This is a genomic window from Pseudomonas sp. TE21435 (assembly GCF_056279265.1).
Window position 1 is genome coordinate 1,144,745 of record NZ_JBWBQZ010000001.1, and the last position, 24,644, is coordinate 1,169,388.

The following is a 24,644-nucleotide window of genomic DNA, read 5'->3' on the forward strand; positions in this document are numbered from 1 at the left end:
TCAGTTGTTGGGGTCGCGGCGGCGGGTCAGGCGCAGATAGAGGGCGTCTTCGTCCTGTTCCAGGCCCAGCGCCATGCGGTTCATGCCCGCGACGTAGCGGTCGCTGGAAATGGGCTCGCGCAGGGGCTGGCCATCCTCGGCCAGCGGGCTGCGACCCAGGGCCTGGGTCAGCGCTTCGATCACCGGCGGCTCGAGCGGGCCGTCGAGGTCGTTGCCGTCGAGGTAGTCCAGGCCTGCGTCCCAGCGCTTTCTGAGCACCTCGAAATGGGCACTGTGTTCCCGGCGCAGCAGGCGCCGCCAGCCCGGTTGCCGGGCGATCCACTGGCGGCGCGCCTCGGCGTCCTGGTCCCGGGCATCGACCTCATCGTGCACCGCTTCCTCGGTCCTCGCGGAAATTTCAGCCGTGTGCCGGTACAGCATGGCCTGCTGGGGTTCGGGGAAGTCCAGCCGGCTGGCCAGGCCGCTGCGCAGGGCCAGGCGGATCTCGATCAGGTCCAGCCCTTCACCAAGACCATTGTGCAGCACGTCGTCGGACAATGTGTCGACGTGATGCAGGGGCGGCAGCACGGGTCTGGCGCCGCGCTCGGCCAGCGGCCGGGTGGTCCAGGCATCCAGTGCGTGCAGGGCATTGCGCCGGGCCACGCGGGCGTTGAACACCTCCTGGGCCAGCCTGTTCACCTGGTCGCGGCGGAACAGGCGGCGGAAGAACTGGAACAGCGGTGGCGTGGCTACCTCTGCGCCTGCGGCTTCATCATAGGCCATCACTTCGATTTGCAAGGTGCCGAAACCATCGGCCCCGGCATCGCCACAGCTCACCGGGAACTCGCCGGCCACTTCGTCCAGACGCGCGCGCAGGCGGGTGCTGGTGCTCGCACGCTCGAGCAGCGTCCATACTTGACGAGCAAATGCTCGGGGCTGGCGACGGGCACTGGCCGACATACCCGCCTGTTCGACGACCTGGCGCAGGCTGGCATTGCCGTCTGCGTCGAACAGCGCTTCCCAGGTTGCCCGCTGTTGCCGGCTGGCGTTTTGCAACCAGTCGATTCGCGCTGGTGGCGCGCTGGCGTCGATGCCCTCGACACGTTGTTCGACCGACGCGCCGACAATCTGCAGGCTTTCGCGGGTGGCCTCGTCCAACGGGTTGTAGTTGAACCGCCAGCGGTACTGCGCACGCCTGGCCAACAGTTCGCCCAGGTAGGGGGATGACAAGAGCGCGGGCAACCCCGGTACCTGGTCGATGTTGTTCATGCTCAGGTCCACCACCCGCAACATGCAGGGATTGCGTTGCATCAGGCCGCTCAAACCAGTGGGCCACTGGCGCAGTTGGCTGTTGTCCAGGCGCAAGGTGGCGAGGTTGTCCAGGTCAGCCAGGTTGGGGCTGACGGCGAGGGGATTGTTGCTCAGGAGCAGGTTGCGCAGTGTTCGCATCGAACTGAACGTATTCGCCGTGTCGGCGTCCAGCGCAATGCGATTGGCGCGCAGGTCCAGGGTTTCCAACGGCAGGCCGGTGAGCATTCGCAGGTCATGCAAGGTGAGCGTCATCCGATGATGTGGCATTTCCAGGCTACGCAGGTCTCGCAGCGTGGGGAGCACTTCATGGGCCACGGCGGGCAGCTCGCCCAGGTGCGTGCCGCTCAGGCGAAGCTCCTGTAACCGTGGGGCGTTGCGCAGTGCTTGCAGGACCGAGCTGACGCTTAATTGGGGGCTGGTTCGTACATCGAGGCGCCTGAGCGCCGGGAAGGCCTGGAGGAAGTCGGCGGGCATCTCGATCACATTGAGATTCTCCAGCGACAGCGTGGTGATGTGGTCGAAGCGTGCCGTGAGTGTCGGCAGGGCGTCGAGGGCGACATTCGAAAGGTTCAGCATGTCGCCGTCCAGGCGTTGCCAGGCCCGAACGAGTTGGTCGGCGGTCCTGGTGTAATCAGCACCGACTTCCTCACCCCAGTCGTGGGCGCCTCTGGTAGCCCAGGCGTGAAGCTGGTCGCGCAGCGAGGACAGTTGGGTGCGCAGTGCCTGTATCTGTTCGGTCACACTTCCCCGGACACGCAGAGTGGCCAGCAACTGGCGGACCTCGCGACCGTTCATGCCGGGATACAGGGCATGCAGCTCGCGCTCTGCCCGTGAGGCGAATAAACCGGGGCTAAGGGGATATCCGTATCGCCCTTCGCTCAGGCGCAAGGGTGAGCGCCAGCCCGGCCGTACAGGTTGCTGGCCGAGCAGGCGTGCGGTCGCCGTGCGGTTGGCCAGTGCGGCGTGATAGCGCTGTTCGGGCGTCCATTGTGGGTGTGCGGCCAATAGGCTATCGCTGATGAGCCGGCTGTCGTCATTGGCCAGGCCGGGGCGATACAAGCCCAGAATCGCACGGTCCAGTCGGAGCCGGGCTTGCATCAATCGCGCCTCTTCGGCCAGTCGCAGAGGAACCCGTCCGCTGTTCAGGGCTTGCCGTTCGGTGCTGTTGGCCGCGCCCACCAGCTCTTCGAGTGCTTGACTGGGCAGGCCGGGGAACGCGCGCCCGATCATCAGCGCCGGAGCGGAAGCTGGCGTGGCTGGATCGAGATGGATGCGGTCGGCCTTGATGCGCCGAATGGCGTCCTCAAGCAGCGCGGGAGGGCGCCGGCCATCGACGTGGACCTGCTCGAGCACACCGCGTTCCAGGTCGGTACTGTCGAGTACTGCAATCAGCTCCTCATCGGTCAAGCCGTTGGCAAGCGGGCCTAGCCGGCGCATCAGTTTGACCCGCCCCCAGGCCTGTGGCCGCTCGTGCGCCATGCGCCAGGCCCCTCTGCCATTGCCGTGCAGCTGTGGCTGATAGGCCCGTGGGTCGGCCGGGTGCACAACATGCCAGTCCCCCTCAGGGTCTTGGCGAATCTCGTGAAGCGTATTGTCCAGGTCGACGAAATGCCGGTCGTCATGGCGGAAGATGCCTTGCTCGTCCGGCTGCAGGTCCGCCGGCAACTTGACTGGGCTGCGGTACTGCTCGAGCTGGGGGTGCCATAGCAGCTTCTCGCCATCCAGCCAGACACTTTGCATCCAGTCGACAAAGCCGGAGGCCTTGGCCAGCTTGGTAACACCGGCAATGGCGGCCACGCTGCCCAGGTTGACCAGCAGCGACTCGACCTGGTTCACCGCTTCGGCGTTGTCACCTTCAGACCAGGATTCGAAACCGTGGAAAATGCTCGCCATGACCTGGCCCGCACCCACGGCTAGCATGGCAACGTCCAGGCCGGGGACGAACATGGCCGCCACCCCGAGCAGGGTGAGGCCACGCTCGCCCCACAACGCCAGGCGCTCACGCCTGGCCTTGGCATCGATGTCCGCCGTTGGCACCGCGACGCGGCGCGCGTCCTCCTGCAGGCGTTGGACATGGTCATTGAACAGCTTGGGCCATACCGGAAAGGCGACCGCGACCGCATGGATCGCCAGTGCCGGGAAGCGGGTGGGACGGGGCGTATCCTGCTCCTGTCGCGAAAGGGTGGCCTGCAACCCTTGCCAGGGATGTGTGCCGGGCTCGGTTTCGGCGAAGGCGGGGGACGGTGTTTCCAGCGGGCTCAAGCCACCCGCGGTGGCTTCGAACAGTCTGGCCTTGAGCTTGCTCGCCATTTGCGGGCGGTCCTTCAGGGCGACATGCTCCAGGAAGCGTTCGCGGTAGGCGGGTTCCAGCAAGCGGCGGCGCAGGTACCTGCCGAAGGCCAGCAGGTTGTTGAACTCCTGCACCGGTTGCGCGTCGTCGAAAGGCAGGTAGGCGATGCACGATGGCGTGGACTGCCTGGTGGATGTCAACAGCAACAGATCGTGCAGCTGGATGTCCAGCATGCGCAAGACCGCTACTTTGGCCGGTGCTCCTCGGTAGCATGGTATCGAGCCCGTGCTACACAGCTGTTGCAGGGACTGGAGGCCGTCGTCTGTCAGGAGTCCGCGCATTCGCGCGATCAGCGCCTGAACTGTGAGCTCATCGCGCCGAGCCTGGCCCCACAGGACGCGCAGCAGCGCTTCACGCTGGCCGCCGTAGATATCCTGCAGGTGCTCCTGATAGCGCCGACCCAGGTCGAGTGCACGGCAGTGGGTGACAAACGCAGTGGTGCTCAGGCCGGGTAGTGCGCTGCTGTCGTCGACACTGACTTGCAGGGTGCTGAAAGGGCCGACCTCGGTCATGCCTTCAAAATTGTGCAGGGCCGCCTCGAGCAGGCTGGTGAGGCTGGCTGTGCCGACAGGTTCCTCGATCGAGGCCGGTGTGCGGGGGACATGATGGGAAGCGTCCGGGTCTGGGAATTCACCGCCCAGGCTCGACGTGAATGGCTGATGCCTGAACTGGGCCTGCGTCAGCGCCACCTGAATGCCCAGCCGTGCCTGCAGCAGCGGCTCGCAGAACTCGGTGATGCCGCGCAAACCTTGTAGTGCCTTGGCCAGCGCCTGATGGCTCGTCGTGCGCTGCTTGATGGCCTGGCGCAGCTCGGCCTGCCGGGCGGCCGAGGCCTGGGCGAACCAGGGGGCGATTTGCCCGTCCTGCTCGACATGCTCGCGGTGGGCGCGCCGCAGCAGTCGACTGGCGTGGTGGGGGTGCAAGTGTCTGGTCCAGCCCGGCAGGCTGCGCAGGATCTGTTGCTGGTGGTAGGGCGGTTCGCTGTGGTGCATGGTCACATTCCAAAAGATGGGAGCGGCCATTCAAGGGCAGGGGGTGGCGCCTGGGGCGGTACATGATTGTCGCCGCCACCAGGGCAATGGCTGACACGTACACGGCCGTTTGCCCCACAGTGGCTGCTGCGTATCCGCCGTCGGTCATTGACGCCAACGACCTAGGGTGTCTTCACAGGTCGGCTGCTATGGTCTAGGCAAAGCCTGATCGTGGAGCTTCGCCATGCCAGCTTTCGCCGTACTACGCATCGACCATGTCGTTCTGCGCGTCAGCGACCTGACTCGCAGCCTGGCTTTCTATCACGAGCTGCTCGGCTGCCCGGTGCGCAAGCGCCGGGACACGCTGGGGATGATCCACCTCGGCGCCGGTGATGGTCTGATCGACCTGGTGGCAGTCGACGGCCCGCTGGGGCGCCAGGGCGGCGCGGCGCCCGGCCAGTGTGGGCATAATGTCGATCATGTGTGCCTGCGCATCGAGCCGTTCGACGAGCAGGCGCTGAGCCTAATGCTGGGCGAGGCCGGGGTCAGGGTGGAGGCTGCCGAGAAGCGCTACGGGGCCGAGGGTGAGGGCATGTCGCTGTACTGCTTCGACCCGGACGGCAACCGGGTCGAGCTCAAGGGGCCGCCAATGCCGGTTGAAACCTAGGCCTCGCCCGTCCCCAGCAGCAACCCAACTTGCTGGCGCCTTGGCAAGCGTCGCACCACCAGCTGGTGCGAGCGGCGCAGCAGGTCGCTCAGCTCGTCGCGGCCCATGGGGTAGGGTGGCAGCATGCTGATCCACTTCGCCCGTGCCAGATAGGGGGCCGGGCGCACCCCAGGACGGTCGCAATAGCCCAGGAACAACTCATCGGCCACCTTGAACGACAGGCCCGCGCCGCCCAGGTCCTGCACGGCGAACATCTTGTTGCCTGCCACCGAGAACACGCGGATGCCTCCCCATTTGTAGTCTTCCTGTGCGCCCGGCAGGGCCAGGCACAGCGCGGCCACTTGCTCCTCGGTCATCCTTTTCTCAGACATAACGCTCTCCACAGGCCTCGAACGAGGTCGCCAAGTGATCGATCCATGCGCGTACCGCCGGCAGCAGGCCGCGCCGGTGCGGGTAGACCGCCTGCAGGTAGCCGCCAGGCAGCGACCAGTCTGGCAGCAGGCGCACCAGTTCGCCACGGGCCAGTTCCTCCTCGCAGAACATTGACGGCAGGGCGGTGAAACCCAGGCCGGCGCGTACCGCCGCATTGCGCACGACGAAGTCGTCGATGGCCAGGCGCGGCTCCAGGGCGACTTCCTCCTGCCGGCCGTTGGGGCCATGCAGGCGAAAATGCACCAGTCGGTCGGCCTCGGCGGCGCCCAGCACCGGAAGGGTCGCCAGCTGTGCGGGCTCGCGGATATGGTCGGCAAAACCTGGCGCGGCCACCAGTTGCATCTGCGCCTGGCGCAGGCGCCTGGTGACCAGGGCCGGGTCCTCATCACCCAGGTCGCGCACGCGCAGGGCCACGTCGATGCCTTCGGAGATCAGGTCGACCCGGCGGTTGAGCAGCACCATGTCCAATTGCACCAAGGGGTACTGGGCAAGGAAGCGGCTGATGATATCCGGCAGGAATGCATGGGCCAGGGCAACGGGGCACGATACCCGCAACCGCCCCCTGGGCTCGCTGGACATGCTGGCCACCACTTCATCGGCCATCTCCGCCTCCAGCAGCATCGCCTGGCAGTGGCTCAGGTAGCGCTCGCCCACGGCGGTCAGTTTGAGTTGCCGGGTGGTGCGCTGCAGCAGGCGCGTGCCCAGGCGCTCCTCCAGCTCGGCGATGCGCCGCGACAGGCGCGACTTGGGAATGCCCAGCTGGCGCCCGGCGGCAGCGAAGCCACCGGCTTCGACCACCCGTGCGAAGTAGAAGAGGTCGTTAAGGTCTTGCATTTGACAGTCCCATTGTTCCATCAGTGGAACAAACTAACGCATTTTTGCCGACTTATCAGCTATTCGCTGTGCCGGTAGGATTCTCTCCATCGTGATCGCCCACCGCCGCGGTCTTCATTCACAGGAGAGACCCATGAAACTGTTGCATATCGATTCGAGCATCCTGGGCGACAATTCCGCCTCCCGCCAGCTGAGCCGCGAAGTGGTCGAGGCCTGGAAGGCCGCCGACCCGAGCATCGAAGTGGTTTACCGCGACCTGGCCAGCGACGCCATCAGCCACTTCTCCGCCGCTACCCTGGTGGCTGCCGGTACCCCCGAGGAAATGCGCGATGCCGCCCAGGCTCATGAAGCCAGCCTCAGCGCCGAAACATTGGCAGAATTCCTCGCCGCCGACGCGGTGGTGATTGGTGCGCCGATGTACAACTTCACCGTGCCGACCCAGCTCAAGGCCTGGATCGACCGCGTGGCGGTAGCCGGCCAGACTTTCCGCTACACCGAAGCCGGCCCGCAAGGCCTGTGCGGTGACAAGAAAGTGATCCTGGTGTCCACCGCCGGTGGCCTGCACCAGGGCCAGCCGACCGGCGTTGGCCATGAGGACTTCCTCAAGGTGTTCCTTGGCTTCATCGGCATCACCGACCTGGAAATCGTCCGCGCCCATGGCCTGGCCTACGGCCCGGAGCACCGCGCCAAGGCCATCGATGCCGCCCAGGCGCAGATTGCAGGTGAGCTGTTCGCTGCCGCCTGATCGATGCCATCGACTGAAAGCCGGCTGTCGCCTCGTGCGCCAGCCGGCTTTTTTCATCCAGTTTTCATGTGTCGCCAGCGCACCGGGCTCTATGCTGGCATCCATACCCGTGTACTGCGCAGTGCCTTGAACCTGGGAGCGCCCTGCGATGAAGCGAACCCGCCTGTTGATGGCGCTATTACTGCTGGGCGGCCTGTTGGCCCGCGCCGATGCAGCGCCGTGGGTGGCCGGATTGCACCGGCTGACCCTGGTCGACCCGGTGGACGCCAAACCCATGCAGGCCCTGGCGTTCTACCCCTCCAGCGGCGAGGCGCGCCCGGTACGCATCGAGGGCTACCAGACCCGTGTCGCCGAAGAGGCGCCGGTAGCCATGGGCCAGTTCCCGCTGCTGGTGATCTCCCATGGAAACACTGGCAGCCCGATGGCCCTGCATGACCTGGCCAACGGCCTGGCCCGGCAGGGCTTCGTGGTGGTGGCGGTGGTCCATCCCGGGGACAACAACCGCGACCATAGCCGCCTGGGCACCCTCAGCAACCTTTATGGCCGGCCGCTGCAGATCAGCGCCGCGATCACTGCGGCGCGAAACGACAGGCTGCTCGCGCCGTACCTGAATGATGGCAAGGTCGGGGTGATTGGCTATTCCGCTGGCGGCGAAACCGCGCTGATCCTTTCTGGCGCGCGACCCGACCTCGAACGCCTGCGCCGCTACTGCGAGCAACGCCCCGGTGACGCCGACGCCTGCAAGACCCATGGCGTGCTGATAGCCGACCACAGTGAACTGGCGCCCCGCGCCGACGCCAGGGTGGGCGCGGTCATGCTGATGGCGCCGCTGAGCCTGATGTTCGGTCGCCACGCCCTGGCCGGCGTGCGGGTGCCGGCGCTGATCTACAGCGGCGACAATGACCAATTACTGGCCCTGGAGCACAACGCCGATGCCCTGGCGCGCAAGCTGCCGGTAACACCTGACTACCGCCTGCTGACCGGTGCCGGGCATTTCGTGTTCATGGCCCCCTGCGACGAAGAGCAACACCAGCGCATGCCGGTGCTGTGCAAGGACGCCGAGGGTGTCGACCGTCGACATATCCATCGCTCGCTGCGCAGCGAGACCACGGCCTTCTTCAGCCAGGCACTGGGTGCACCGGAGCCCGCCGAACGCTCAGCCGCGGCGGGCCAGCAACAGGGTCAGGCCCACCCCTGACAGGGCGAGCAGGGCGGCGACAGCGAAAATCGAGGCATACCCCAGGTGTATTGCCACCGCGCCCATCACCGGGCCGGCGATGGCCAGTGCAAGGTCGAAGAACACCGCGTAGGCGCCCAGCCCGGCGCCACGGCTGCTGCTGGGTACCTGGCGGATCGCCTCGACCCCCAGGGCCGGGTATACCAGCGACAGGCCGAAGCCGGTCAGCCCGGCACCGAGCATCGCCCACAGCGGCGAGGGCGCCAGCCATAGCATAGTCAAGCCCAGGACCTCGGTGGTCATGCAGACAATGGCCACGTTGTAGCCGCCGAAGCGGTTGACCGCGTTGACGAACAGCAGCCGCGACAGGATGAAACACAGGCCGAAGGCGCTCAGGCACCAGGCTGCGCCGACCCAGCCGCGTTCCAGGTAGTACAAGGTGACGAAGGTAGTCAGGGTGCCGTAGCCGATCGACGCCAGGGTCAGCCCCAGGCCGCAGGGCGCCACCCGCCCGAACGCCGACCAGAACGGCAACCGCTCACCCCGCACCACCACCACGTCAGGTCGCGTGCGCAGCACCAGCAGGGCCAGCAGCGCCAGTCCCAGCAGCGCTGGCCCGAGCACGGCGAAGCTCAGGCCGTCCACCAGCAGCACGCCGGCCGGCGCGCCGATGGCGATGGCGCCATAGGACGCGATGCCGTTCCAGGAAATGACCCGGGCGGTATGCTCCGGCCCCACCTGGCCGATCCCCCAGCTCAGGGTCGCAACGCCTATCAGCCCCTGGGCGATGCCTAGCAGCAGCCTGCCGCCCAACAGCAGCGCCAGGCTCAGCCAGGGCAGGGCGAGGGCCCAGGCCGACAGTAGGGTCAGTACGCCGCAGCCGGCGATGCCGTGCAGGCCATAGCGGATGGCGCGCTTGCCGCCCAGTGTGTCTGCCACCCGCCCGGCAAAAGGCCGGCTGAGCAGGGTGGCCAGGTACTGCAGGCCGATGGTCAGGCCAGCGATCACCGCGCCGAAACCCAGCTGATCGTGCACATGGCCAGGCAGCACCGCGATCGGCAGGCCGATGCAGAGGAAGGCGATGAAGGTGTAGAAGACGATCGAGAGGATCTGCAGGGTGACACTGGAAGCGTGAGGGGCTGTCATGGGCTCGTTCGCGGGCGGGCGGTGGGGCTGTGCCCATCATGGCTGCGGCGCGAGGGAAAAGGAAGCAGGCTAACTAATTAAACGCAGCGCGGGGCAAGCCAGCTCCTGCGAATGCCGCGAAGGCATTGCAGGAGCGGGTTTGCCCCGCGATGAGGATGACTCAGCGTTGGATCAGACCACTACACCCTGGCTGCGCAGGTAGTCGTCATAGGTGCCGCTGAAGTCCACCACGCCTTCGGGCGTCAGCTCGATGATGCGGGTGGCCAGCGACGACACGAATTCACGGTCGTGGCTGACGAACAGCAGCGTGCCCGGGTAGTTTTCCAGCGCCAGGTTCAGCGCCTCGATCGATTCCATGTCCAGGTGGTTGGTCGGTTCGTCCATCACCAGTACGTTGGGCTTTTGCAGGATCAGCTTGCCGAACAGCATGCGGCCCTGTTCACCACCGGAGATCACCTTCACCGACTTGAGGATTTCGTCGTTGGAGAACAGCATGCGCCCCAGGGTGCCGCGGATAACCTGCTCGCCGCTGGTCCACTGGCCCATCCAGTCGAACAGCGTCACGTCGTCCTCGAAATCGTGGGCGTGGTCCTGGGCGTAGTAGCCCACTTCGGCGCTGTCGGTCCACTTCACCGCGCCGGCGTCCGGCTTCATTTCGCCGACCAGGGTGCGCAGCAGGGTGGTCTTGCCGATACCGTTGGGGCCAATGATCGCCACGCGCTCGCCGGCTTCGATGGTGAAACTGAAGTCCTTGAACAGCACCTTGTCGTCGAAGGCCTTGGCCATTTTCTCGACAATCACCGCCTGGCGGTGCAGCTTTTTCGTCTGCTCGAAGCGGATGAACGGGCTGACGCGGCTCGACGGCTTGACCTCGGCCAGCTGGATCTTGTCGATCTGCTTGGCGCGCGAGGTGGCCTGCTTGGCCTTGGAGGCGTTGGCCGAGAAGCGGCTGACGAAGGTCTGCAGCTCGGCGATCTGGGCTTTCTTCTTGGCGTTGTCCGACAGCAGTTGCTCGCGCGACTGGGTGGCCGCGGTCATGTACTCGTCGTAGTTGCCCGGGAACAGGCGCAGCTCACCGTAGTCCAGGTCGGCCATGTGGGTGCAGACGCTGTTGAGGAAGTGACGGTCGTGGGAAATGATGATCATGGTGCTGTTGCGCGCCGTGAGGATCGTTTCCAGCCAGCGGATGGTGTTGATGTCCAGGTGGTTGGTCGGTTCGTCGAGCAGCAGCACGTCCGGGTCGGAGAACAGCGCCTGGGCCAGCAGCACGCGCAGTTTCCAGCCTGGCGCCACTTCGCTCATCGGGCCGAAGTGCTGTTCCAGGGGAATGCCCAGGCCCAGCAGCAGCTCGCCGGCGCGGGATTCGGCGGTGTAGCCGTCCATCTCGGCGAACTCGGTTTCCAGCTCGGCGACGGCCATGCCGTCTTCCTCGGTCATTTCCGGCAGCGAGTAGATGCGATCACGCTCGGCCTTGACCTTCCACAACTGCTCATGGCCCATGATCACGGTGTCGATCACGGCGAACTCTTCGTAGGCGAACTGATCCTGGCGCAGCTTGCCCAGGCGGGTGTTGGGCTCGAGCATCACCTGGCCGCCGGACGGCTCCAGGTCGCCACCGAGGATCTTCATGAAGGTCGACTTGCCGCAACCGTTGGCGCCGATCAGGCCGTAGCGGTTGCCGTTGTTGAATTTGACCGAGACGTTTTCGAACAGGGGCTTGGAGCCGAACTGCATGGTGATGTTAGCGGTGGAGATCAAGTGCCTTACCTATCAATAACTTACGTGGGGTCTTCGCAGCTGCGGACCAATTTCGGACCAATTTGGAGCTTTTCGAGCTCCTGCCAGTCGCTGGACGAGTTGATCCAGCGTGCATACGTCGATAAGAGCATCTGCACGCTGTGCCCGAGCTGTTGGGCGATAAATGCGGGGTTGAGACCAGACATTAAGCATATTGTCGCATAGGTGTGACGACAGTTGTATGGGGGCCTCCTTCTGATCCCCGGCTCATTCAGCACCGGAACCCACTGTTTGTGCACGTCCGACGTCTGTTTCACGTACTCGCTTCCATTTGACGGGGAAACACGTAGGGCGTTTTGGCCGCTAATCTCTTCCCTGGCTTTCGCAGCTCGGCGTACTCCCTGTCGTACTGCAGCGCGCCAAGCCCTCTGGTTCAGCAAAACGAACCTATCCCTGCCTGTCTGCGTCCTTTCCTCAACCTCGCACAAGGCCTTGGCGATGGTCCGCTCGAAGCGAGATGCCAGCTCGGCGTTTACCTCTGCCTTGGCCAGGCCCTCAGCGGTGCCCTTGGTACGGTGCAGGGCCTCGTAGCGACGGAGTGTCGCTTGCATCACGGGCGGCGCGGCCGCCTGAACGGCTTAGGATAGTCTTGCTGCACAGGCGGTGCAGAAACATGGTGGATCCTCGCCGGGTCGGCGTTATCGTTGAATAGGGGAAGGTGCTGGCGCGCAGCGCCGGAGGGTCAGGCGGCTTTGCCCTCCGTGCTGGTGGCGGCGTGGTGGTGAATGAACTTTTTAGGGCAACGTCGTCTACATTGGAGGGGGTTTCCCTTTTTATGAGAGAACGGTCATGCTTAAATCAAAAACCTTGATCTCATTGCTCGCGAGTGCTGCCCTTGTTACGGGCTCAATAAGTGCCGCTGCTGATCCCGGCAATGGAAAAGGGCAGGGGCACGGAAAGGGTAACTCGCAGAATATTCAAGGCCATGGGGCAGAGGGCGGCGGGGCGAAGGGAAAGAGTTCAGGGCATAATGGCTGGGATGACGGCCCAAGAATTGATCGTGACAGCGTCCTAAACGTACTGAGCAGTTACCACAACTACTGGAGTCCAGGGCCAGCCTTGCCGCCCGGCATCCAGAAGAATTTAGCACGAGGAAAACCGCTCCCTCCTGGCATCGCGAAAAAGCTCGATGGCAGACTTCTGGGTCATCTGCCGCGCTACGATGGTTATGAGTGGCAACAGGTCGGAACGGACTTAATTCTCGTTGCGATTACCACCGGCATAATCTACGAGGTGCTCAATGGGGCGTTGGACTAGGTGCGAGGTATCGCGACAAAGATCACGGAAATGATGCAAGGCTTGGCTATCACCTGGCTGTAGTAGAGTTTGACCTCTTACACGCCCCCGACATACATCGAGCTCAGTGATGGTCGGCTTACTGGCGGCTTCACCACGGTAAGCCTTTCAGGCCCGGTGGCCCGCTGGTCATCTTGTATTCGGACGACCGTGGATGCGCAGGGCAAAGTGGCATGCAGAATGACTGGCACTGTGCAGCATGCCAGTCATTCTGCAATTGACAACTACTGCTGGTATTACATGTTGTTTACTGCGTATAGCGGGTTAAGGGTTTGGCCGTGGTCTTTAACAATGTTGTCTTCAACAACTATCTTGCTGGTTTGGGATATGTAGTAGGTTTTTACCTGGGATTTCATTTTTACCGCCATCAAGTACCCTCTTGCGTCGCTGCGGTCCCAGGTATCAGATTCCCCTTGAGCTATCGAGTAGTAACTGTCATTGCCGTCGTTACGCCATGCACTCACTGCAATGTCAATCGATGTGCTTGCGCCATTGGTGATCGTGAGCTTCATATTTTAAGTCCCTTTGGGTTGTAGATTCCATGAGTCGGCTCCCTATTTGGAATTTGCAGACTTGCCACTGCTACTTGTGATTAGTAGTTAGGTTAGCTCATGGGGCTGTAAGAAAAGTCATGCCTTTTTCCAGTATGGGTTGTTGTGCTACGCAGTTAAGACCATGAAATAATTAAAGCAAGTAGTTCGATGGCTTTTTCCAGTTCCGAAATTTGACCTATTTACTCGCACGGGCTGATGCTCAAGCGTGAACAAGGCTTGCTTTACAGGGAAGTGCAGGGGCACGAGCCAAGGGGCGGCACGTTGGGGGTGACAAGGACTTCCAAAGCCGAACTGAAACCGCAGGCTTCCTTTGATGGTGGCATGTTGCTACATTGCGCGCCGCCCATTTCCAAGGATTGATGCTCGATATGAAACACGTTATTTTTCTGGCACTTATCGCTGCTAGCGCCACTCTGAGCGGCTGCGTTGTCCAGAGCTCGTACAGCAAGACCATTTCCGTCACCAAAGATGCCCAGGGAAAGGTCGTGCAGACCGTTGAAACCGAGACTGTGGTCCAGCCTGGCCAGGGCTACCCAATGCGTCTTCAGTTGATCAAAGGCATTCAGACAAACTGATCCCGCGCCTCAGGCAGAGAGCCCGCCATCTGGCGGGCTTTTTCGTCTGAAAGACATCCCAGGGTGATCGGCCGGCAGCACAGCTGCCGGGCGGTCACCTGCGCCTACGCATCCATTCATCCGCGACATCACCCATGGTGGAGGGCGCTCCGCTCTTGACCCAGGCCATGAAGGGCCGATCGAACTTGAACGCCGCGCCGCATTCACCGAGCAAAAATTGTCGGACTTTCTGCGTATTGCGGTAGTTCTTGTCGAGCAGGGTCGTGCGCGTGATAGGTCCTGCGTGCCAGTCGAAGTTCATTTCCACTACCTTGGATGGCCAGGTTCGCTGGAGCCTAGCATCACTTGTTGTGGTCTGGCGCCTCTCCGGCAGCCATGCGGTTTTCGCCGTGCCGGGCCCATCGTCACGGCTCAACGCCTTCAGTTCGCTGGGCGGCAGGTGCACATGCAGCTGCCGACGGCGCTGCTGGATGATTTTCTGGATGCGTCTCATCGGGGCACACCTCGATTGGCATCCCTGCGTAGAGCCGGAGTGAGTGATCAGTAAGCGCCTGTTTGCGCGATAGCCTCACCACGTCTGACCAATGGACATGATCTTGAAGCGGGCAGGCTGGAACGGGAGTTGCTTGAGTCAAGCAAACCCACCAGGCGGGAGTGCAGACATGTTCCAGGATGACTTCTATTTCATGAGTTTCGTCGTGGCCGCCGTGCTGGCCGTGGATGTGGTGGCGGTCTTTATGTTCCTGCAGGCCAGCGCCTGATCCCCACGCCTGGGGATACGTCCCCTGAATCGGGGCCGGGCACAGAGTGATCGGGAATCCGTCTGCGCGAGAGATCGGACACCTGTGAGAATTGCGTTCGATCGAGGGTTTGTTTGTTGTTTGCATACTCGTTCGCGTGCTCCGCTTGTCCGCCAGCAGTGCCGACTTGCCTGGCGCTTGTAGACTCACCAGTGCTGTACGCAAATCCAACTCATAAGGAGCATGAGTCATGACACAGCAACAGGCTTTCAAAGAAGAACTGGCCGCCGATGTTCAGGTACCCCCAGGCTATACCTACCTGAGCAGCGGTCGTTGCGATGTGAAGGGCAAGGAAGGTGAGCGGGCCGGCGCGAACTTCGTCGAAGCGCAAATCCAGCAGTACAAATCCTTCATCCTCAGGACCACCGCCGGCGCGGGCACCTTCATGGTTCGCCTGGACTATTCCGGTGGCAGCGACAAGAACCTGCAGTACGTCAGCATCAATGACAGCTACTCCACCCAGGAGACCTTCAACATTCGCAGCGTTTCGATGAACAACCTGCGCGGTTTGTTCGCCGCGGGCAAGAGTTCGGCCAACCTGAGCTTCTATGTGTTCGGCAAAGCTTGATCGCGATTGATTGACCTGTCCGGGCTCCGGTCTATTGAGGGCCGGAGTTCCGCGGTCATGCGCATGTGCTAGATTCCCATGCCTCGCAGGCATCGCAAGGCGATGTCGGTCCTGCCTGGTAGAAGGGAGTTGCGCCTAACCCATGTTCATCGAGACCCCACGTCTTGTCCTGCGCCCCTGGGCCGAGCGGGACATCGAAGCCTTTGCCCTCGTCAACGCCGACCCCGAAGTCAGGCGCTACTACTACCCCGCAGTACTGACGCCCGCTGAAACCCGCTCGATGCTTGCCGAGTGCGATCGGCACCTGCAAACACACGGTTTCGGCTTTGTCGCGCTCGAGCGCAAGGCAGATGGCGCGCTGGTCGGTGGGCTTGGCCTGTCCTCGACCGGGGACGAGATACCAGGCGGCCCGCATGTCGAAATCGGCTGGATCCTCGGGCGCAGCCACTGGCGGCAAGGGTATGCATTCGAAGCGGCCAGTGCCTGCCTGGCCTACGCGTGGTCGACCCTTGGGTTGCGCCAGGTCATCGGCTACACCTCCAGCATCAACACACCCTCCAGGGCATTGATGCAGAGGCTGGGGATGCGTTCGGAGCCGAAGGAAGACTTCCTCGACGTGACGGTGCCTGAAGGCAATCCGTTGCGGCCGCACGTGCTCTACCGGATCGACCGGCCCATCCAGGCGATATAGCGAACCGGCATACCGGGCCCGTCACTCTGGGGCTAGGCTTGTAGATCGTAAGCAGACTATTAAAAAGGGTAGTAGCTGTGTGGCTCTGTCCAGGACATCCTGCTGGGGTGGTTGGAGTCTGTATGAACCGCTTGATGATGGCATTGGCCGCCAGCCTGCTGCTGGCCGGTTGCGCACATGATCCCGATATCCGGGCCGGGCGCGACAACACCTTCGGCGTGACCGCGAAAGCTCCGCCGGATTACCTGAACTGCGTCAGGGCCGAGCTTCCTGCAAACGCGACGACATTTATCGTGCAGAACCAGGACGCCCTCGAGCTGTTTGTCGCCAGCACCGATCCGTACAAGGCCGACGGCCTGGTGAAGGTCCAGGGCTCCCCAGGGCGGCAACAATACTCCGCCTATCAACGCGATGCCTGGTATGACAAGGGGCGCCTGCTCGATGCCGCGCTGATGTGTTCGAGGGTATGATCGCAGCTTCGCGGGGCGCTGCCGTTTGCGTCGTCCCGCGAAACGATCTTGTCCTACTTGATCCCGGCCTTATGCGCATCCCTTTCAAATAGACCGGAGGAGGGGCTTCAGGTGTCCGCCGCAAATCTTGCAGCGCCTATCAGATCGAGCGCCGCCCGCGCGGCGCATCGCGGATGAATCCGCTCCTACATTTGTTGCAACGTGACCATGCCTGATAGGCCATGGTTGTGAGCCTTGTGTGCTCGACGCGGTTTTTCTGTGGGCATTGCTGCCGCCCCACTCATCTCAAGACCTGCGCCAAGGCTGGCAACCATGGCCTTCCAGGTTCGGTACGTTGCAACAAATGTAGGAGCGGATTCATCCGCGATGCGCCGCGCGGGCGGCGCTCGGTCTCAAGAACGCTGCAACTCTCACGTCGAACACCCGGAAAGGCATGGTGTTCTACGACTGACGCAGCCGCGCCATGCACAGCGCGTCGACAAACACCCCATCGCGCACGCCGTAGTCGCGCAACCGGCCTTCGACCTCGAAACCGAACTTGCGATACAGCGCCAGTGCCGGTTCGTTGTCGGCGTAGACGGTGAGCTGGACGCGGCGCAGGTTCATCCAGTTGTCGGCAATGTCGAGGATGGCCGTCATCAGGCGCGAGCCGATTCCCTTGCCTTGCCAGGCCTGGGCAACGCCCATGAGCAGTTCGCCCAGGTGCGCCTGGCGGATGCGCGTGCTCTGGTCGAGGCCGATATTGCCGATCACCTGGCCTTGGTGCACCGCCACCAGGCGGATCTGCCGGTCATGATAGGCGGCCAGGCGCTCACGCCACACTTCGACGCCCTGGTAGGGCATCTGCAGCACCTGGCGGCACACCGCAGGTTCGTTGTAGAGCGCGGTGATACCGTGCAGGTGCTGCTCGGCAAAGCGTTCGATGACGATGTCGGGCGAGGCGTCGTTCACTGTGTTTCCGTCCTTTGAAAAACGAGTGGCGCCTCAGTGTACGAGGTAGCGCTTCGGGCTGGCCAGTGGCGATGGCTGGGCAAGAAAGCGGATGCGTGGCCGCGCCGCGATGATTACAGTGCAGCGATTGTCATCCTGCCGGAGCCTGCCATGTCTTGTGCCTTCACCCTCATGCAATCGCCTGTCGGCACCCTGACCCTGGTGGCGCGGGGCGAGCGGCTGGCTGCCGTGCTGTGGGAGCACGAGCGGGAGAACCGGGTGCGCCTGGGCGAGCTGCATCGCGACGACCAGCACGGCGTGCTGCGCGAGACCGCCCGCCAGCTGGGCGAGTACTTCGCCGGGCAACGCCTGCGCTTTGAGCTGGACCTGGACTTTGCCGGGACCGCGTTCCAGCGTGAGGTGTGGGCGGCGCTGTTGACCATTCCCTTTGGTGAGACCCGCAGCTATGGCGAGATCGCCCGGCAAATCGGCAAGCCCGATGCGGTTCGGGCGGTGGGCGCGGCCAACGGCCGCAACCCGATCTCGATCATCGCGCCCTGCCACCGGGTGATCGGGGCCTCGGGCAGCCTCACCGGTTTCGCCGGTGGCTTGCCGGCCAAGCAGTATCTGCTGGCGCTGGAGGGGCGCCAGAGCCTGGCGCTGGATTTCTAGGCGTCAGCCGAGCCAGGCACAAAACACCGTCAACACCAGGGCCAGCACTGTGCCGGCAAACAGGCTGTAGTGGCGGTGGGCGCGGCGGGCGTGGGCCTCAACTTCGCGCAGATACTGCCCCGCAGGCGGGGCGTCCGGGCGATGGCGCAGGCCTTCGACGATATCGGCCAGGCGCCCGCGAATCAGGGTGCCCACCAGGTACCAGACACTGGCATAGCTGGCCAGGATCACTAGCGCATACTTCATGCGCACAGCTCCAGCGGCCATGCCTGGGCAGTGCCTGTCGCCGTATCGAGCAGTAGAAGGCCTGGTGCTGCATCACCGAGGCAGGCCAGCAGGTTACCTTCGGCATCCCAGGCCGCCGACTGCCCGGCCCCCACGTACTTGTCGGCGGGGCCGACGCAGTTGCTCATGATCACCGGCATGCGCAGCCGCCGGGCAACCTGCGGGTAGTGCGCCGCCCCTGCGCGGATACCTTCCTCGGTCTTGACCACGCTGACCAGGTAAAGGTCGGCGCACTGGGCCTGGGCGTGCGCGGCGTGCTCGAGGAACATCGATTCATAGCAGATGGCTGGCGCCACCTGGTGGCTGCCGGCGGCGAACACCAGCGAGGTGCTGCCGGGCACGAAGTAGTCCAGTTCGTCGTCATGCAGGCGCTGCTTGGCATACACCAGTGGCGCCAGCTTCGGGCGCAGTACCAGCATGCCGATGCGCACGCCGGCCATGGTCGGCATGGGCAGGCCGACCGCCGCCGTCACGCCGAAGCGGTCGCACGCGGCTTGCAGCGGTGCCAGTTGCGGCGAGTCGGCGGGCATGGCCAGTTGCCGGGCCAGCGTTGGTTCGTAGCCGGTCAAGGACAGTTCGGGGAACACCAGCAGTTCGGCGCCCAGGGCCGCGGCCTGTTCGATGGCGTGCAGATGGTGCGCGATGTTGGCGGCCACATCGCCTTTGATCAGGGCCAGCTGTACTGCGCAGATCTTCATGGAGTATCCGTCCTTGGCATGTCGTCGGCTGTCGAGGATACAATCGACTGCCGCTCCCTCCCAGTACCGATGTGTCGATTTCATGGACGAAAGCACAATGACCCATGCCGCCACCATACCCGCCGACTCGCTGATCGCCGCGCATGCCGCAAAGGCGGGTTTTCGCCATTGTCGGGCAATTGAGCTTGCGGACGACGGGCGGCCCGCCATGGCGCACTTCCTGCGCCTGATGACGAGCATGCCCGGCTGGATCGACACATTGATGGTGCTGCGCAACCGCCTGGTCGTGCTGCTCGGCCTCAAGGACCTGGGGCGCCTGACCGCCATCGACCCGGCCCGCGCCCCCGGCAGCTACCAGCCCGGAGAGCGGGTGGGGATTTTCACCCTGGTGGCCAACACCGAGGATGAGGTGCTGCTGGTCGACCGCGACCAGCACCTGGACGTGCACATCGCCCTGCTGCGACGGCCGACTACCGAGGGCCGTTGCGAGGTGCTGGTGAGCACCGTGGTGCGCACGCACAATCGGCTGGGCCGCCTGTACATGCTGCCGGTAGCGCCGTTCCATCGGCTGATCGCGCCCATCGCCCTGCGCCGGCTGGCAGGGTAATGCTCAAGAGGGCGGCTGGGCGAAGCGCAGGCGGAACCAGTCGCCGAGCATGGCCTTCTCCGCATACAGCCGGTCGTTGTTGCCCAGCCGGCCGGGGCGGCTGAGGTACATCTTGTCGCTCAGGTGCTCCTGGGCCTTTAGCGCGGGCTGGCCGGGCTGTTGCAGGATGTAGTCGAGGTCAATGCTGGGCCAGGTGACTTCGCGCATGAAGCGCACATCGTAAGCCTGGTTGTGCCAGGGCTCGAACTGGCCGGCCAGGTCGATGTCGCGGATGTCGATGACCAGTTGCTGGCCAGGCTGCAGGTAGCGCTGGCCGAGTTTCTGCAGGTGCTGGGTGAGGGCTTTCATCACCTGCGGGTCGGCGCCGCGAGTGTAGGCCCGGTTGTCGAGGCTGGCATCGCGGAATTTCTCGGGGTGGTCGAAACGCACCTCGACCTGCGCGGTCGAGGCGCCCTGTGCCATGCTGTCTAGTGCCAGCACCATCAGCAGGCAACTGGCCAGGGTGGTTCGCATGATGCACCTCCGGATTCGGGCGGTTTACCCGCCTATTTTACGCCGGTGCCGGGCAGAAGCAGAGGAATGATGCAATGAGTGCGTTCAAGCGGATCGCCGCCAACAGCCGTGGCCGTGACCTGGCCGTGGGCGATATCCATGGGCATTTCGAGCGCCTGCGTGACTGTCTGGAGGCCGTTGGTTTCGATCCGGTGGTCGATCGGCTGTTCAGCGTCGGTGACCTGGTCGACCGCGGGCCGGGCAGCGCACAGGCGCTGCAATGGCTGGCCGAGCCCTGGTTCCATGCGGTGCAGGGCAATCACGAGTCGCTGGCGGTCAATCACCTGCGCGGTGGCCGGGTCGACCTGGACATGTACCGGGCGGCCGGCGGCGGATGGTTCCTCGATTTGCCAAAGGCCGAGCAGGTGCGTTTCGTCGAGGTGTTCGAACACCTGCCGATCGCCTTGCAGGTCGACACGGCGGGCGGACCGGTCGGCTTGCTGCATGCCGACAGCCCATTCGACGACTGGCCCCAGCTGTGTGCGAGCCTGCTGGCCGGGGATGACCTGCAGGTGCGCGAGGTGTGCCAGTGGTCGCGCCGGCGCCTCAAGGAGGGCGACAGCCGCCCGGTCAAGGGCCTGCGCGCCTTGCTGGTAGGCCATACACCGGTGCTGGAGATCAAGGTGCTGGGCAACGTCTGGCACCTGGACACCGGCGGCTGGAGCCGCGGTCACTTCAGCCTGCTAGAACTGGACGGCCTTGAGCCGCTCAGTGCCAGGCCAGGTGCGTGAGAACAGCGCCGGCCAGCAGGATCAACATCAAGCCCGAGGCACGCTCGAGCCAGGGCAGGGCGCGAGCGAAGCGGCGCAGCACCCGCGGGTTGCCTATGGCCACGGCAATCCCCAGATCCCAGGCCAGGACGATGCCGAACATCCAGATGCCATAGCCCAGCTTGGCCCAGGTGCCGCTGCTGGCGATCATGCTCGCCAGGCTTGCATAGAACAGTGCGTTCTTCGGGTTGAGGATGCCCGAGGCGAAGCCCATGCCCAAACTGTTCAGCCAGCCACGGGCAGACGATGCCGCGCCAGGTTCGCCGTGCGTCAGGGTGGCTTGCCCGGCATGGCGCAGGAACAGTTGGCCGAGGTAGAGCAGGTAGCCACAGCCCGCCAGCTGGAGGGTGACGAACAGGGGGCTGCCATCGCGCAAAAAGGATACCCCGGTAAACGCCGCACTGATGAACACGCCGTTGGCCAGGGCGATCCCGGCACAGGCGCCACTGGCGAGCCGCCAGCCGGCGCTGGCCGAGGTGCGGGCGACCAGGAAAAAGTCCGGGCCGGGGGAGAGCAGGGCGAGGAAGTGGGCGGTGGCGACGAGCATGAACAGTTGCATGGGGGCGGGCTTCCTGGTGGAGGTAGCCGCAGTCTGTTGCTGGTGATGGGTGGAGTATTGAAGATTATTGCAGGGGGCCGCTGTGCGGTGATGTCAGTGCTTCAGTGCCGCCCGGTAGGCCCCGGGTGTCACCCCGACATGCGCCTTGAACACCCGCTGGAAGTGGCTCTGATCGGCAAAGCCCAGGTTATAGGCCACCTCCGCCAGCGCCTGCCCCTGGCGCAACAGACTCCGGGCCTTGTTCACCCGCGCGTTGAGCAGGCAGGCGTGAGGGGTCATGCCGGTAGCGACGCTGAACGCCCGTATTAACTGGTAGCGCCCCATGCCGGCCTGGCGCGCCAGGCGCTCCAGGCTCAGTTCGGCCAGGTCCTGCTCCTGGGCGTGCTCCAACAGTTCGCGCAGTGTCGACGGCGGCAATGGTGGCGCCGGCAGCAAGGCTGGGTGCATGGAGAAATCATGTTCGCCGATGAAGGCCACCAACGCCGCCTCTTTCTCGAAGGTTGCCGCCGGTGAAAACAGCAACCTGTTCAGCGCGCAGAACTGCCGGTACAGCGCTTGCGAGCGAATGACCCGGGCCACGGCACTGGGCTCGCCTGCGGCAACGCCGGATTCGAGGCGTAGCTTACGCAGCCACTCGGCATCCAGGTGCAGCATCTGGTAGCTCCAGGCCTGTCCCGGTTGCGGGTTGCAGGCATGCACCCGCTGCGCCGGCACGAACACCAGGGTACCCGGCGTCAAGCGCTCCTCACCGCGGGCGGCGCCGGTGAAGCGGCTGCTGCCGGCATCCACTGCGCCGATGGAAAAGCTGGGGTGGCTATGGGCCTTGTAGCAGGCGCGGCTATGGCAGGCGCGCCGGCTCTCGACGTACGGCATGGCCGGTTCGTACCAGATTTCGCTGCTCGGGCGGGTCATGGCGAGGTGCCTTGAGACGTACGGAGGGCGCCAGTCTAGCGCCTGGCAGCTGTTCCGGCCATTTGCCGCGCCACTGTGCTTGACGGGCCTGCCCGCCAGGCGCGACGCTGCGCCGGTCCCTGCCGGAGAACAAGAATGGACCTGTCGAGCCTGCTGCTGTTCATCCCCGCCTGTTTCGCCCTGAACATGGCGCCGGGCCCCAACAACCTGCTGTCCCTGCACAATGCCAGCCGCTATGGCCTGCGCACCGCCTGTGTGGCCGGTGCCGGGCGCCTGCTCGCCTTCAGCGGCATGATCGCCCTGGCCGCGATGGGCCTGGCCGTGGTGCTGCACACCAGCGAGTACCTGTTCCTGGCGATCAAGGTGCTGGGCGCGGGTTACCTGTTCTATATCGCCTGGCAGCTGTGGCGGGCACCGGTCGGCGAGGCGGCGGTGGCCGGCGAGCAGCCTCGCGGCACCTGGAAGCTGGCGCGCCAGGAGTTCTGGGTGGCGGCGGGCAATCCGAAGGCAATACTCATCTTCACCGCGTTCCTGCCGCAGTTCGTCACCGTGGGCAGCGTTACCCCGGTCAGCGAACAATTCCTGCGCCTGGGCGTGTTGTTCCTGTTGCTGGAGTGGGCGGCCATCGCCATTTATGCGGGGCTAGGCGCGTATTTGCAGCGCTGGTTCGAACGGCCCGGGCCACGGCGCATGTTCAACCGGGTCAGCGCCTCGCTGCTGGGGTGCGCGGGGCTTGGCCTGCTGGCGGCCCGTCGCTGATCCGCTGTTTTCCCTCGCAGCTGAGTATTGCCGCGCTTTGCGCTTGCTGAGACCTTTCCATGTTTCTGCCCGGAGCTTTTTCGCCGGGTGACAAGCGGTGGGTCTACCCCGGGAGCGTGGTGTGAAGTGGTGGAGCAAGGCAGGTCGGCAAGACCCGCAGATCAAGGAGCTGAACGTCGCCCTGGAGCATTCCCGTTCACAGTTGGCGGCATCTGAGCAGCGCGTCCGTGAGGCGGAATCGAGGGCGGCGGAACTGGCACGGGAGAACCAGGTGCTCGCCCATCTGGCCGCTAACCTCTCGGCGTTCTCGCATTCCCTGGAAATGACCCAGACCTCGTTCGCCAGCCTCGCCCACAGCATGGAGCAGGAACGGCAGTACGCCATCCGCATCCAGGGTATCGCCAGCAGCAACCAGGCCAGTATCGACGCGATCGCGACCAATCTCGAGCAACTGGCCGATGCCTCCGGCGAAGCGTCGGAGAAGGTCGGCAGGCTCGATCATCAGGCCCAGCAGGTCGGCGGTGTGCTGGAGATCATCCGCGAGGTAGCGGACCAGACCAATTTGCTCGCGTTGAACGCGGCCATCGAGGCGGCGCGGGCGGGAGATGCCGGGCGCGGCTTTGCCGTGGTGGCCGACGAGGTCAGGACCCTGGCCAGGCGCACCGCAGACGCCACCGCCGAGATCGGCACGCTGGTCTCGGCGATTCGTGCCGACAGTGCGCAAAGCCGTGGGCATATCGCCAGCCTGGCCGAGCATTCGTCGTCATACAGCGGTGTTGGCCAGTCCGCGGCCAGTACCATGCGCCAGTTGCTCGACATGTCAACGGTGGCCGAAGGATCGGCATCGGTGTCGGCGCTGCGCAGCTTCTGCGAGCTGGCCAAGCTCGATCACCTGATCTACAAGTTCCGTGTCTACAAGGTGTTGTTCGGGGTCTCGCAGGAGCGCGGCTCGGACTTTACCGACCATACCCACTGCCGCCTGGGCAAGTGGTATCGCGAGGGGGACGGGGCCCTGCACTATGCGCATCTTGCAGGGTACAAGGATATCGACGCGCCCCATGCCGCCGTGCACCGCTGTGCATTCGACGCCATCGATGCCCATGCCAGCGGCGATACCGCAGCGATGCTCAAGGCGGTGGCCGAGATGGAGAGTGCCAGCCTTGCCGTGCAGGAGGGTTTGGAGCGCGTGGTCGCCAGTGGCGAGCAATCGCCTTCGTTGTTGCAGAGACGGCGCGAGAGCGAGGCTCAGTCGCGATAGAAAGTCTGCACAAGGTGATAGCCGAACTTGCTCTTGATCGGTCCGTGGACCACGCGCAGGGGCTTCTTGAAGATCACCTGGTCGATGGCGCCGACCATCTGGCCCGGACGTATTTCACCCAGGTCGCCGCCGCGCTTGCCGGACGGGCAGGTGGAGAACTTCTTCGCCAGCACGTCGAAAGCCTCGCCGTTGGCGATGCGCTGCTTGAGCTTTTCGGCTTCGTCAGCGGTCTTGACCAGGATGTGGCGGGCTTGGGCTTTCATGGGGTTACCTGTGCTT

Annotated in this window: 27 protein-coding genes and 3 pseudogenes; 15 read left to right on the forward strand and 15 right to left on the reverse strand. The window is 64.2% G+C overall.

Going from position 1 to position 24,644, the window contains the following annotated elements; all coding sequences use genetic code 11:
• The gene (locus ACZ9C1_RS05155) at positions 1 to 4,632 is read right to left on the reverse strand and encodes an NEL-type E3 ubiquitin ligase domain-containing protein (RefSeq protein ID WP_476253688.1); all 4,632 of its coding nucleotides are present in this window, start codon (positions 4,630 to 4,632) and stop codon (positions 1 to 3) included.
• Positions 4,633 to 4,855: 223 nt separating this feature from the next.
• Here ACZ9C1_RS05155 and ACZ9C1_RS05160 point away from each other — a divergent pair, with 223 nt between their 5' ends.
• A complete protein-coding gene (locus ACZ9C1_RS05160) occupies positions 4,856 to 5,278 on the forward strand; it encodes a VOC family protein (protein WP_476253689.1) in 423 nt (140 codons plus the stop codon).
• On the opposite strand, the gene ACZ9C1_RS05165 is transcribed toward ACZ9C1_RS05160, so the two are convergent.
• The gene (locus tag ACZ9C1_RS05165; RefSeq protein WP_102684256.1) at positions 5,275 to 5,649 is read right to left on the reverse strand and encodes an MmcQ/YjbR family DNA-binding protein; all 375 of its coding nucleotides are present in this window, start codon (positions 5,647 to 5,649) and stop codon (positions 5,275 to 5,277) included. The two genes, ACZ9C1_RS05160 and ACZ9C1_RS05165, sit on opposite strands and share 4 nt — an antisense overlap.
• Positions 5,642 to 6,544 carry a LysR substrate-binding domain-containing protein gene (locus ACZ9C1_RS05170; RefSeq protein WP_277503923.1) on the reverse strand — a complete coding sequence of 301 codons (903 nt, stop codon included), beginning with the start codon at positions 6,542 to 6,544 and terminating at the stop codon, positions 5,642 to 5,644. The genes ACZ9C1_RS05165 and ACZ9C1_RS05170 overlap by 8 nt, the downstream gene beginning before the upstream one ends.
• Positions 6,545 to 6,677: 133 nt before the next feature.
• On the opposite strand from ACZ9C1_RS05170, the gene ACZ9C1_RS05175 reads away from it, so the two are divergent.
• Both ACZ9C1_RS05175 and ACZ9C1_RS05180 read left to right on the forward strand, forming a co-directional pair.
• The gene (locus ACZ9C1_RS05175) at positions 6,678 to 7,289 is read left to right on the forward strand and encodes an FMN-dependent NADH-azoreductase (RefSeq protein ID WP_046855491.1); all 612 of its coding nucleotides are present in this window, start codon (positions 6,678 to 6,680) and stop codon (positions 7,287 to 7,289) included.
• A 148-nt stretch (positions 7,290 to 7,437) separates the two neighbouring features.
• Positions 7,438 to 8,487, forward strand: a complete 1,050-nt coding sequence (locus ACZ9C1_RS05180; RefSeq protein WP_277503924.1) for an alpha/beta hydrolase family protein — start codon at positions 7,438 to 7,440, stop codon at positions 8,485 to 8,487.
• On the opposite strand, the gene ACZ9C1_RS05185 is transcribed toward ACZ9C1_RS05180, so the two are convergent.
• From ACZ9C1_RS05185 to ACZ9C1_RS05195, 3 genes and pseudogenes are all read right to left on the reverse strand, one after another.
• Entirely contained in the window at positions 8,446 to 9,612 is a 1,167-nt protein-coding gene (locus ACZ9C1_RS05185) for an MFS transporter (RefSeq protein ID WP_277503925.1), read from the reverse strand. The genes ACZ9C1_RS05180 and ACZ9C1_RS05185 overlap by 42 nt on opposite strands.
• Positions 9,613 to 9,783: 171 nt before the next feature.
• Positions 9,784 to 11,370, reverse strand: a complete 1,587-nt coding sequence (locus ACZ9C1_RS05190; RefSeq protein ID WP_046855494.1) for an ABC-F family ATPase — start codon at positions 11,368 to 11,370, stop codon at positions 9,784 to 9,786.
• Positions 11,371 to 11,390: 20 nt separating this feature from the next.
• A pseudogene (locus ACZ9C1_RS05195) lies at positions 11,391 to 11,855 on the reverse strand (site-specific integrase); the annotation flags it as partial.
• Between the two features lie 343 nt (positions 11,856 to 12,198).
• Between ACZ9C1_RS05195 and ACZ9C1_RS05200 the strand changes: the two are divergent.
• Complete coding sequence (locus ACZ9C1_RS05200; protein ID WP_457378737.1) at positions 12,199 to 12,666, forward strand: anti-virulence regulator CigR family protein; 468 nt, start codon at positions 12,199 to 12,201, stop codon at positions 12,664 to 12,666.
• An 87-nt stretch (positions 12,667 to 12,753) separates the two neighbouring features.
• Positions 12,754 to 12,854 (forward strand): annotated as a pseudogene (locus tag ACZ9C1_RS05205) (VOC family protein); the annotation flags it as partial.
• A gap of 87 nt (positions 12,855 to 12,941) precedes the next feature.
• Here the strand turns inward: ACZ9C1_RS05205 and ACZ9C1_RS05210 are convergent.
• On the reverse strand, positions 12,942 to 13,217 hold the full coding sequence (locus tag ACZ9C1_RS05210) for a hypothetical protein (protein WP_102684262.1): 276 nt from the start codon (positions 13,215 to 13,217) through the stop codon (positions 12,942 to 12,944).
• Positions 13,218 to 13,627: 410 nt separating this feature from the next.
• Here ACZ9C1_RS05210 and ACZ9C1_RS05215 point away from each other — a divergent pair, with 410 nt between their 5' ends.
• Positions 13,628 to 13,834 (forward strand): hypothetical protein, encoded by a 207-nt coding sequence (locus tag ACZ9C1_RS05215; RefSeq protein ID WP_102684281.1) that lies wholly within the window; start codon positions 13,628 to 13,630, stop codon positions 13,832 to 13,834.
• 94 nt (positions 13,835 to 13,928) lie between these two features.
• On the opposite strand, the gene ACZ9C1_RS05220 is transcribed toward ACZ9C1_RS05215, so the two are convergent.
• The gene (locus ACZ9C1_RS05220; RefSeq protein WP_102684283.1) at positions 13,929 to 14,135 is read right to left on the reverse strand and encodes a DUF6434 domain-containing protein; all 207 of its coding nucleotides are present in this window, start codon (positions 14,133 to 14,135) and stop codon (positions 13,929 to 13,931) included.
• Positions 14,136 to 14,824: 689 nt separating this feature from the next.
• On the opposite strand from ACZ9C1_RS05220, the gene ACZ9C1_RS05225 reads away from it, so the two are divergent.
• From ACZ9C1_RS05225 to ACZ9C1_RS05235, 3 genes are all read left to right on the forward strand, one after another.
• Positions 14,825 to 15,202 (forward strand): hypothetical protein, encoded by a 378-nt coding sequence (locus ACZ9C1_RS05225; protein ID WP_102684263.1) that lies wholly within the window; start codon positions 14,825 to 14,827, stop codon positions 15,200 to 15,202.
• Between the two features lie 142 nt (positions 15,203 to 15,344).
• A complete protein-coding gene (locus tag ACZ9C1_RS05230; protein WP_457378738.1) occupies positions 15,345 to 15,893 on the forward strand; it encodes a GNAT family N-acetyltransferase in 549 nt (182 codons plus the stop codon).
• A 122-nt stretch (positions 15,894 to 16,015) separates the two neighbouring features.
• Positions 16,016 to 16,363, forward strand: coding sequence for a hypothetical protein (locus ACZ9C1_RS05235; RefSeq protein ID WP_277504032.1), 348 nt, complete (start codon positions 16,016 to 16,018; stop codon positions 16,361 to 16,363).
• A 441-nt stretch (positions 16,364 to 16,804) separates the two neighbouring features.
• Here the strand turns inward: ACZ9C1_RS05235 and ACZ9C1_RS05240 are convergent, their stop codons facing one another.
• Entirely contained in the window at positions 16,805 to 17,314 is a 510-nt protein-coding gene (locus ACZ9C1_RS05240; protein WP_476253690.1) for a GNAT family N-acetyltransferase, read from the reverse strand.
• A 150-nt stretch (positions 17,315 to 17,464) separates the two neighbouring features.
• On the opposite strand from ACZ9C1_RS05240, the gene ACZ9C1_RS05245 reads away from it, so the two are divergent.
• Positions 17,465 to 17,965 (forward strand): methylated-DNA--[protein]-cysteine S-methyltransferase, encoded by a 501-nt coding sequence (locus ACZ9C1_RS05245; RefSeq protein WP_102684266.1) that lies wholly within the window; start codon positions 17,465 to 17,467, stop codon positions 17,963 to 17,965.
• A 3-nt stretch (positions 17,966 to 17,968) separates the two neighbouring features.
• On the opposite strand, the gene ACZ9C1_RS05250 is transcribed toward ACZ9C1_RS05245, so the two are convergent.
• Both ACZ9C1_RS05250 and ACZ9C1_RS05255 read right to left on the reverse strand, forming a co-directional pair.
• Positions 17,969 to 18,211, reverse strand: a complete 243-nt coding sequence (locus tag ACZ9C1_RS05250) for a hypothetical protein (protein ID WP_102684267.1) — start codon at positions 18,209 to 18,211, stop codon at positions 17,969 to 17,971.
• A complete protein-coding gene (locus tag ACZ9C1_RS05255; RefSeq protein WP_476253691.1) occupies positions 18,208 to 18,948 on the reverse strand; it encodes a carbon-nitrogen hydrolase family protein in 741 nt (246 codons plus the stop codon). The genes ACZ9C1_RS05250 and ACZ9C1_RS05255 overlap by 4 nt, the downstream gene beginning before the upstream one ends.
• Before the next feature lie 82 nt (positions 18,949 to 19,030).
• Here ACZ9C1_RS05255 and ACZ9C1_RS05260 point away from each other — a divergent pair, with 82 nt between their 5' ends.
• Complete coding sequence (locus ACZ9C1_RS05260) at positions 19,031 to 19,555, forward strand: DUF2867 domain-containing protein (RefSeq protein ID WP_476253692.1); 525 nt, start codon at positions 19,031 to 19,033, stop codon at positions 19,553 to 19,555.
• A gap of 3 nt (positions 19,556 to 19,558) precedes the next feature.
• Here ACZ9C1_RS05260 and ACZ9C1_RS05265 read toward each other — a convergent pair whose 3' ends face one another.
• Positions 19,559 to 20,068, reverse strand: coding sequence for a DUF3016 domain-containing protein (locus ACZ9C1_RS05265; protein ID WP_277504040.1), 510 nt, complete (start codon positions 20,066 to 20,068; stop codon positions 19,559 to 19,561).
• Positions 20,069 to 20,142: 74 nt separating this feature from the next.
• On the opposite strand from ACZ9C1_RS05265, the gene ACZ9C1_RS05270 reads away from it, so the two are divergent.
• On the forward strand, positions 20,143 to 20,838 hold the full coding sequence (locus tag ACZ9C1_RS05270) for a metallophosphoesterase (protein ID WP_198755067.1): 696 nt from the start codon (positions 20,143 to 20,145) through the stop codon (positions 20,836 to 20,838).
• Here the strand turns inward: ACZ9C1_RS05270 and ACZ9C1_RS05275 are convergent.
• Both ACZ9C1_RS05275 and ACZ9C1_RS05280 read right to left on the reverse strand, forming a co-directional pair.
• Positions 20,816 to 21,436, reverse strand: coding sequence for a LysE family translocator (locus ACZ9C1_RS05275; protein WP_198755068.1), 621 nt, complete (start codon positions 21,434 to 21,436; stop codon positions 20,816 to 20,818). The two genes, ACZ9C1_RS05270 and ACZ9C1_RS05275, sit on opposite strands and share 23 nt — an antisense overlap.
• Before the next feature lie 93 nt (positions 21,437 to 21,529).
• On the reverse strand, positions 21,530 to 22,348 hold the full coding sequence (locus tag ACZ9C1_RS05280) for an AraC family transcriptional regulator (RefSeq protein WP_457378739.1): 819 nt from the start codon (positions 22,346 to 22,348) through the stop codon (positions 21,530 to 21,532).
• 135 nt (positions 22,349 to 22,483) lie between these two features.
• On the opposite strand from ACZ9C1_RS05280, the gene ACZ9C1_RS05285 reads away from it, so the two are divergent.
• The 3 genes and pseudogenes from ACZ9C1_RS05285 (at position 22,484) to ACZ9C1_RS05295 (ending at position 24,365) form a co-directional block, all read left to right on the forward strand.
• The gene (locus tag ACZ9C1_RS05285) at positions 22,484 to 23,107 is read left to right on the forward strand and encodes a LysE family translocator (protein WP_198755070.1); all 624 of its coding nucleotides are present in this window, start codon (positions 22,484 to 22,486) and stop codon (positions 23,105 to 23,107) included.
• A 523-nt stretch (positions 23,108 to 23,630) separates the two neighbouring features.
• Positions 23,631 to 23,870: pseudogene (locus ACZ9C1_RS05290) on the forward strand (methyl-accepting chemotaxis protein); the annotation flags it as partial.
• Positions 23,871 to 23,924: 54 nt separating this feature from the next.
• Entirely contained in the window at positions 23,925 to 24,365 is a 441-nt protein-coding gene (locus ACZ9C1_RS05295) for a CZB domain-containing protein (RefSeq protein WP_258601199.1), read from the forward strand.
• Here the strand turns inward: ACZ9C1_RS05295 and ACZ9C1_RS05300 are convergent.
• A complete protein-coding gene (locus ACZ9C1_RS05300; RefSeq protein ID WP_013972552.1) occupies positions 24,353 to 24,628 on the reverse strand; it encodes a peptidylprolyl isomerase in 276 nt (91 codons plus the stop codon). The genes ACZ9C1_RS05295 and ACZ9C1_RS05300 overlap by 13 nt on opposite strands.
• Positions 24,629 to 24,644 lie beyond the last annotated feature (16 nt).

Coding starts and splice junctions, on each gene's coding strand:
- ACZ9C1_RS05155 (WP_476253688.1), bottom strand. CDS start 4,632: ATGCACCACAGCGAACCGCCCTACCACCAGCAACAGATCCTGCGCAGC.
- ACZ9C1_RS05160 (WP_476253689.1), top strand. CDS start 4,856: ATGCCAGCTTTCGCCGTACTACGCATCGACCATGTCGTTCTGCGCGTC.
- ACZ9C1_RS05165 (WP_102684256.1), bottom strand. CDS start 5,649: ATGTCTGAGAAAAGGATGACCGAGGAGCAAGTGGCCGCGCTGTGCCTG.
- ACZ9C1_RS05170 (WP_277503923.1), bottom strand. CDS start 6,544: ATGCAAGACCTTAACGACCTCTTCTACTTCGCACGGGTGGTCGAAGCC.
- ACZ9C1_RS05175 (WP_046855491.1), top strand. CDS start 6,678: ATGAAACTGTTGCATATCGATTCGAGCATCCTGGGCGACAATTCCGCC.
- ACZ9C1_RS05180 (WP_277503924.1), top strand. CDS start 7,438: ATGAAGCGAACCCGCCTGTTGATGGCGCTATTACTGCTGGGCGGCCTG.
- ACZ9C1_RS05185 (WP_277503925.1), bottom strand. CDS start 9,612: ATGACAGCCCCTCACGCTTCCAGTGTCACCCTGCAGATCCTCTCGATC.
- ACZ9C1_RS05200 (WP_457378737.1), top strand. CDS start 12,199: ATGCTTAAATCAAAAACCTTGATCTCATTGCTCGCGAGTGCTGCCCTT.
- ACZ9C1_RS05210 (WP_102684262.1), bottom strand. CDS start 13,217: ATGAAGCTCACGATCACCAATGGCGCAAGCACATCGATTGACATTGCA.
- ACZ9C1_RS05215 (WP_102684281.1), top strand. CDS start 13,628: ATGAAACACGTTATTTTTCTGGCACTTATCGCTGCTAGCGCCACTCTG.
- ACZ9C1_RS05220 (WP_102684283.1), bottom strand. CDS start 14,135: ATGAACTTCGACTGGCACGCAGGACCTATCACGCGCACGACCCTGCTC.
- ACZ9C1_RS05225 (WP_102684263.1), top strand. CDS start 14,825: ATGACACAGCAACAGGCTTTCAAAGAAGAACTGGCCGCCGATGTTCAG.
- ACZ9C1_RS05230 (WP_457378738.1), top strand. CDS start 15,345: ATGTTCATCGAGACCCCACGTCTTGTCCTGCGCCCCTGGGCCGAGCGG.
- ACZ9C1_RS05235 (WP_277504032.1), top strand. CDS start 16,016: ATGAACCGCTTGATGATGGCATTGGCCGCCAGCCTGCTGCTGGCCGGT.
- ACZ9C1_RS05245 (WP_102684266.1), top strand. CDS start 17,465: ATGTCTTGTGCCTTCACCCTCATGCAATCGCCTGTCGGCACCCTGACC.
- ACZ9C1_RS05250 (WP_102684267.1), bottom strand. CDS start 18,211: ATGAAGTATGCGCTAGTGATCCTGGCCAGCTATGCCAGTGTCTGGTAC.
- ACZ9C1_RS05255 (WP_476253691.1), bottom strand. CDS start 18,948: ATGAAGATCTGCGCAGTACAGCTGGCCCTGATCAAAGGCGATGTGGCC.
- ACZ9C1_RS05260 (WP_476253692.1), top strand. CDS start 19,031: ATGGACGAAAGCACAATGACCCATGCCGCCACCATACCCGCCGACTCG.
- ACZ9C1_RS05265 (WP_277504040.1), bottom strand. CDS start 20,068: ATGCGAACCACCCTGGCCAGTTGCCTGCTGATGGTGCTGGCACTAGAC.
- ACZ9C1_RS05270 (WP_198755067.1), top strand. CDS start 20,143: ATGAGTGCGTTCAAGCGGATCGCCGCCAACAGCCGTGGCCGTGACCTG.
- ACZ9C1_RS05275 (WP_198755068.1), bottom strand. CDS start 21,436: ATGCAACTGTTCATGCTCGTCGCCACCGCCCACTTCCTCGCCCTGCTC.
- ACZ9C1_RS05280 (WP_457378739.1), bottom strand. CDS start 22,348: ATGACCCGCCCGAGCAGCGAAATCTGGTACGAACCGGCCATGCCGTAC.
- ACZ9C1_RS05285 (WP_198755070.1), top strand. CDS start 22,484: ATGGACCTGTCGAGCCTGCTGCTGTTCATCCCCGCCTGTTTCGCCCTG.
- ACZ9C1_RS05295 (WP_258601199.1), top strand. CDS start 23,925: ATGTCAACGGTGGCCGAAGGATCGGCATCGGTGTCGGCGCTGCGCAGC.
- ACZ9C1_RS05300 (WP_013972552.1), bottom strand. CDS start 24,628: ATGAAAGCCCAAGCCCGCCACATCCTGGTCAAGACCGCTGACGAAGCC.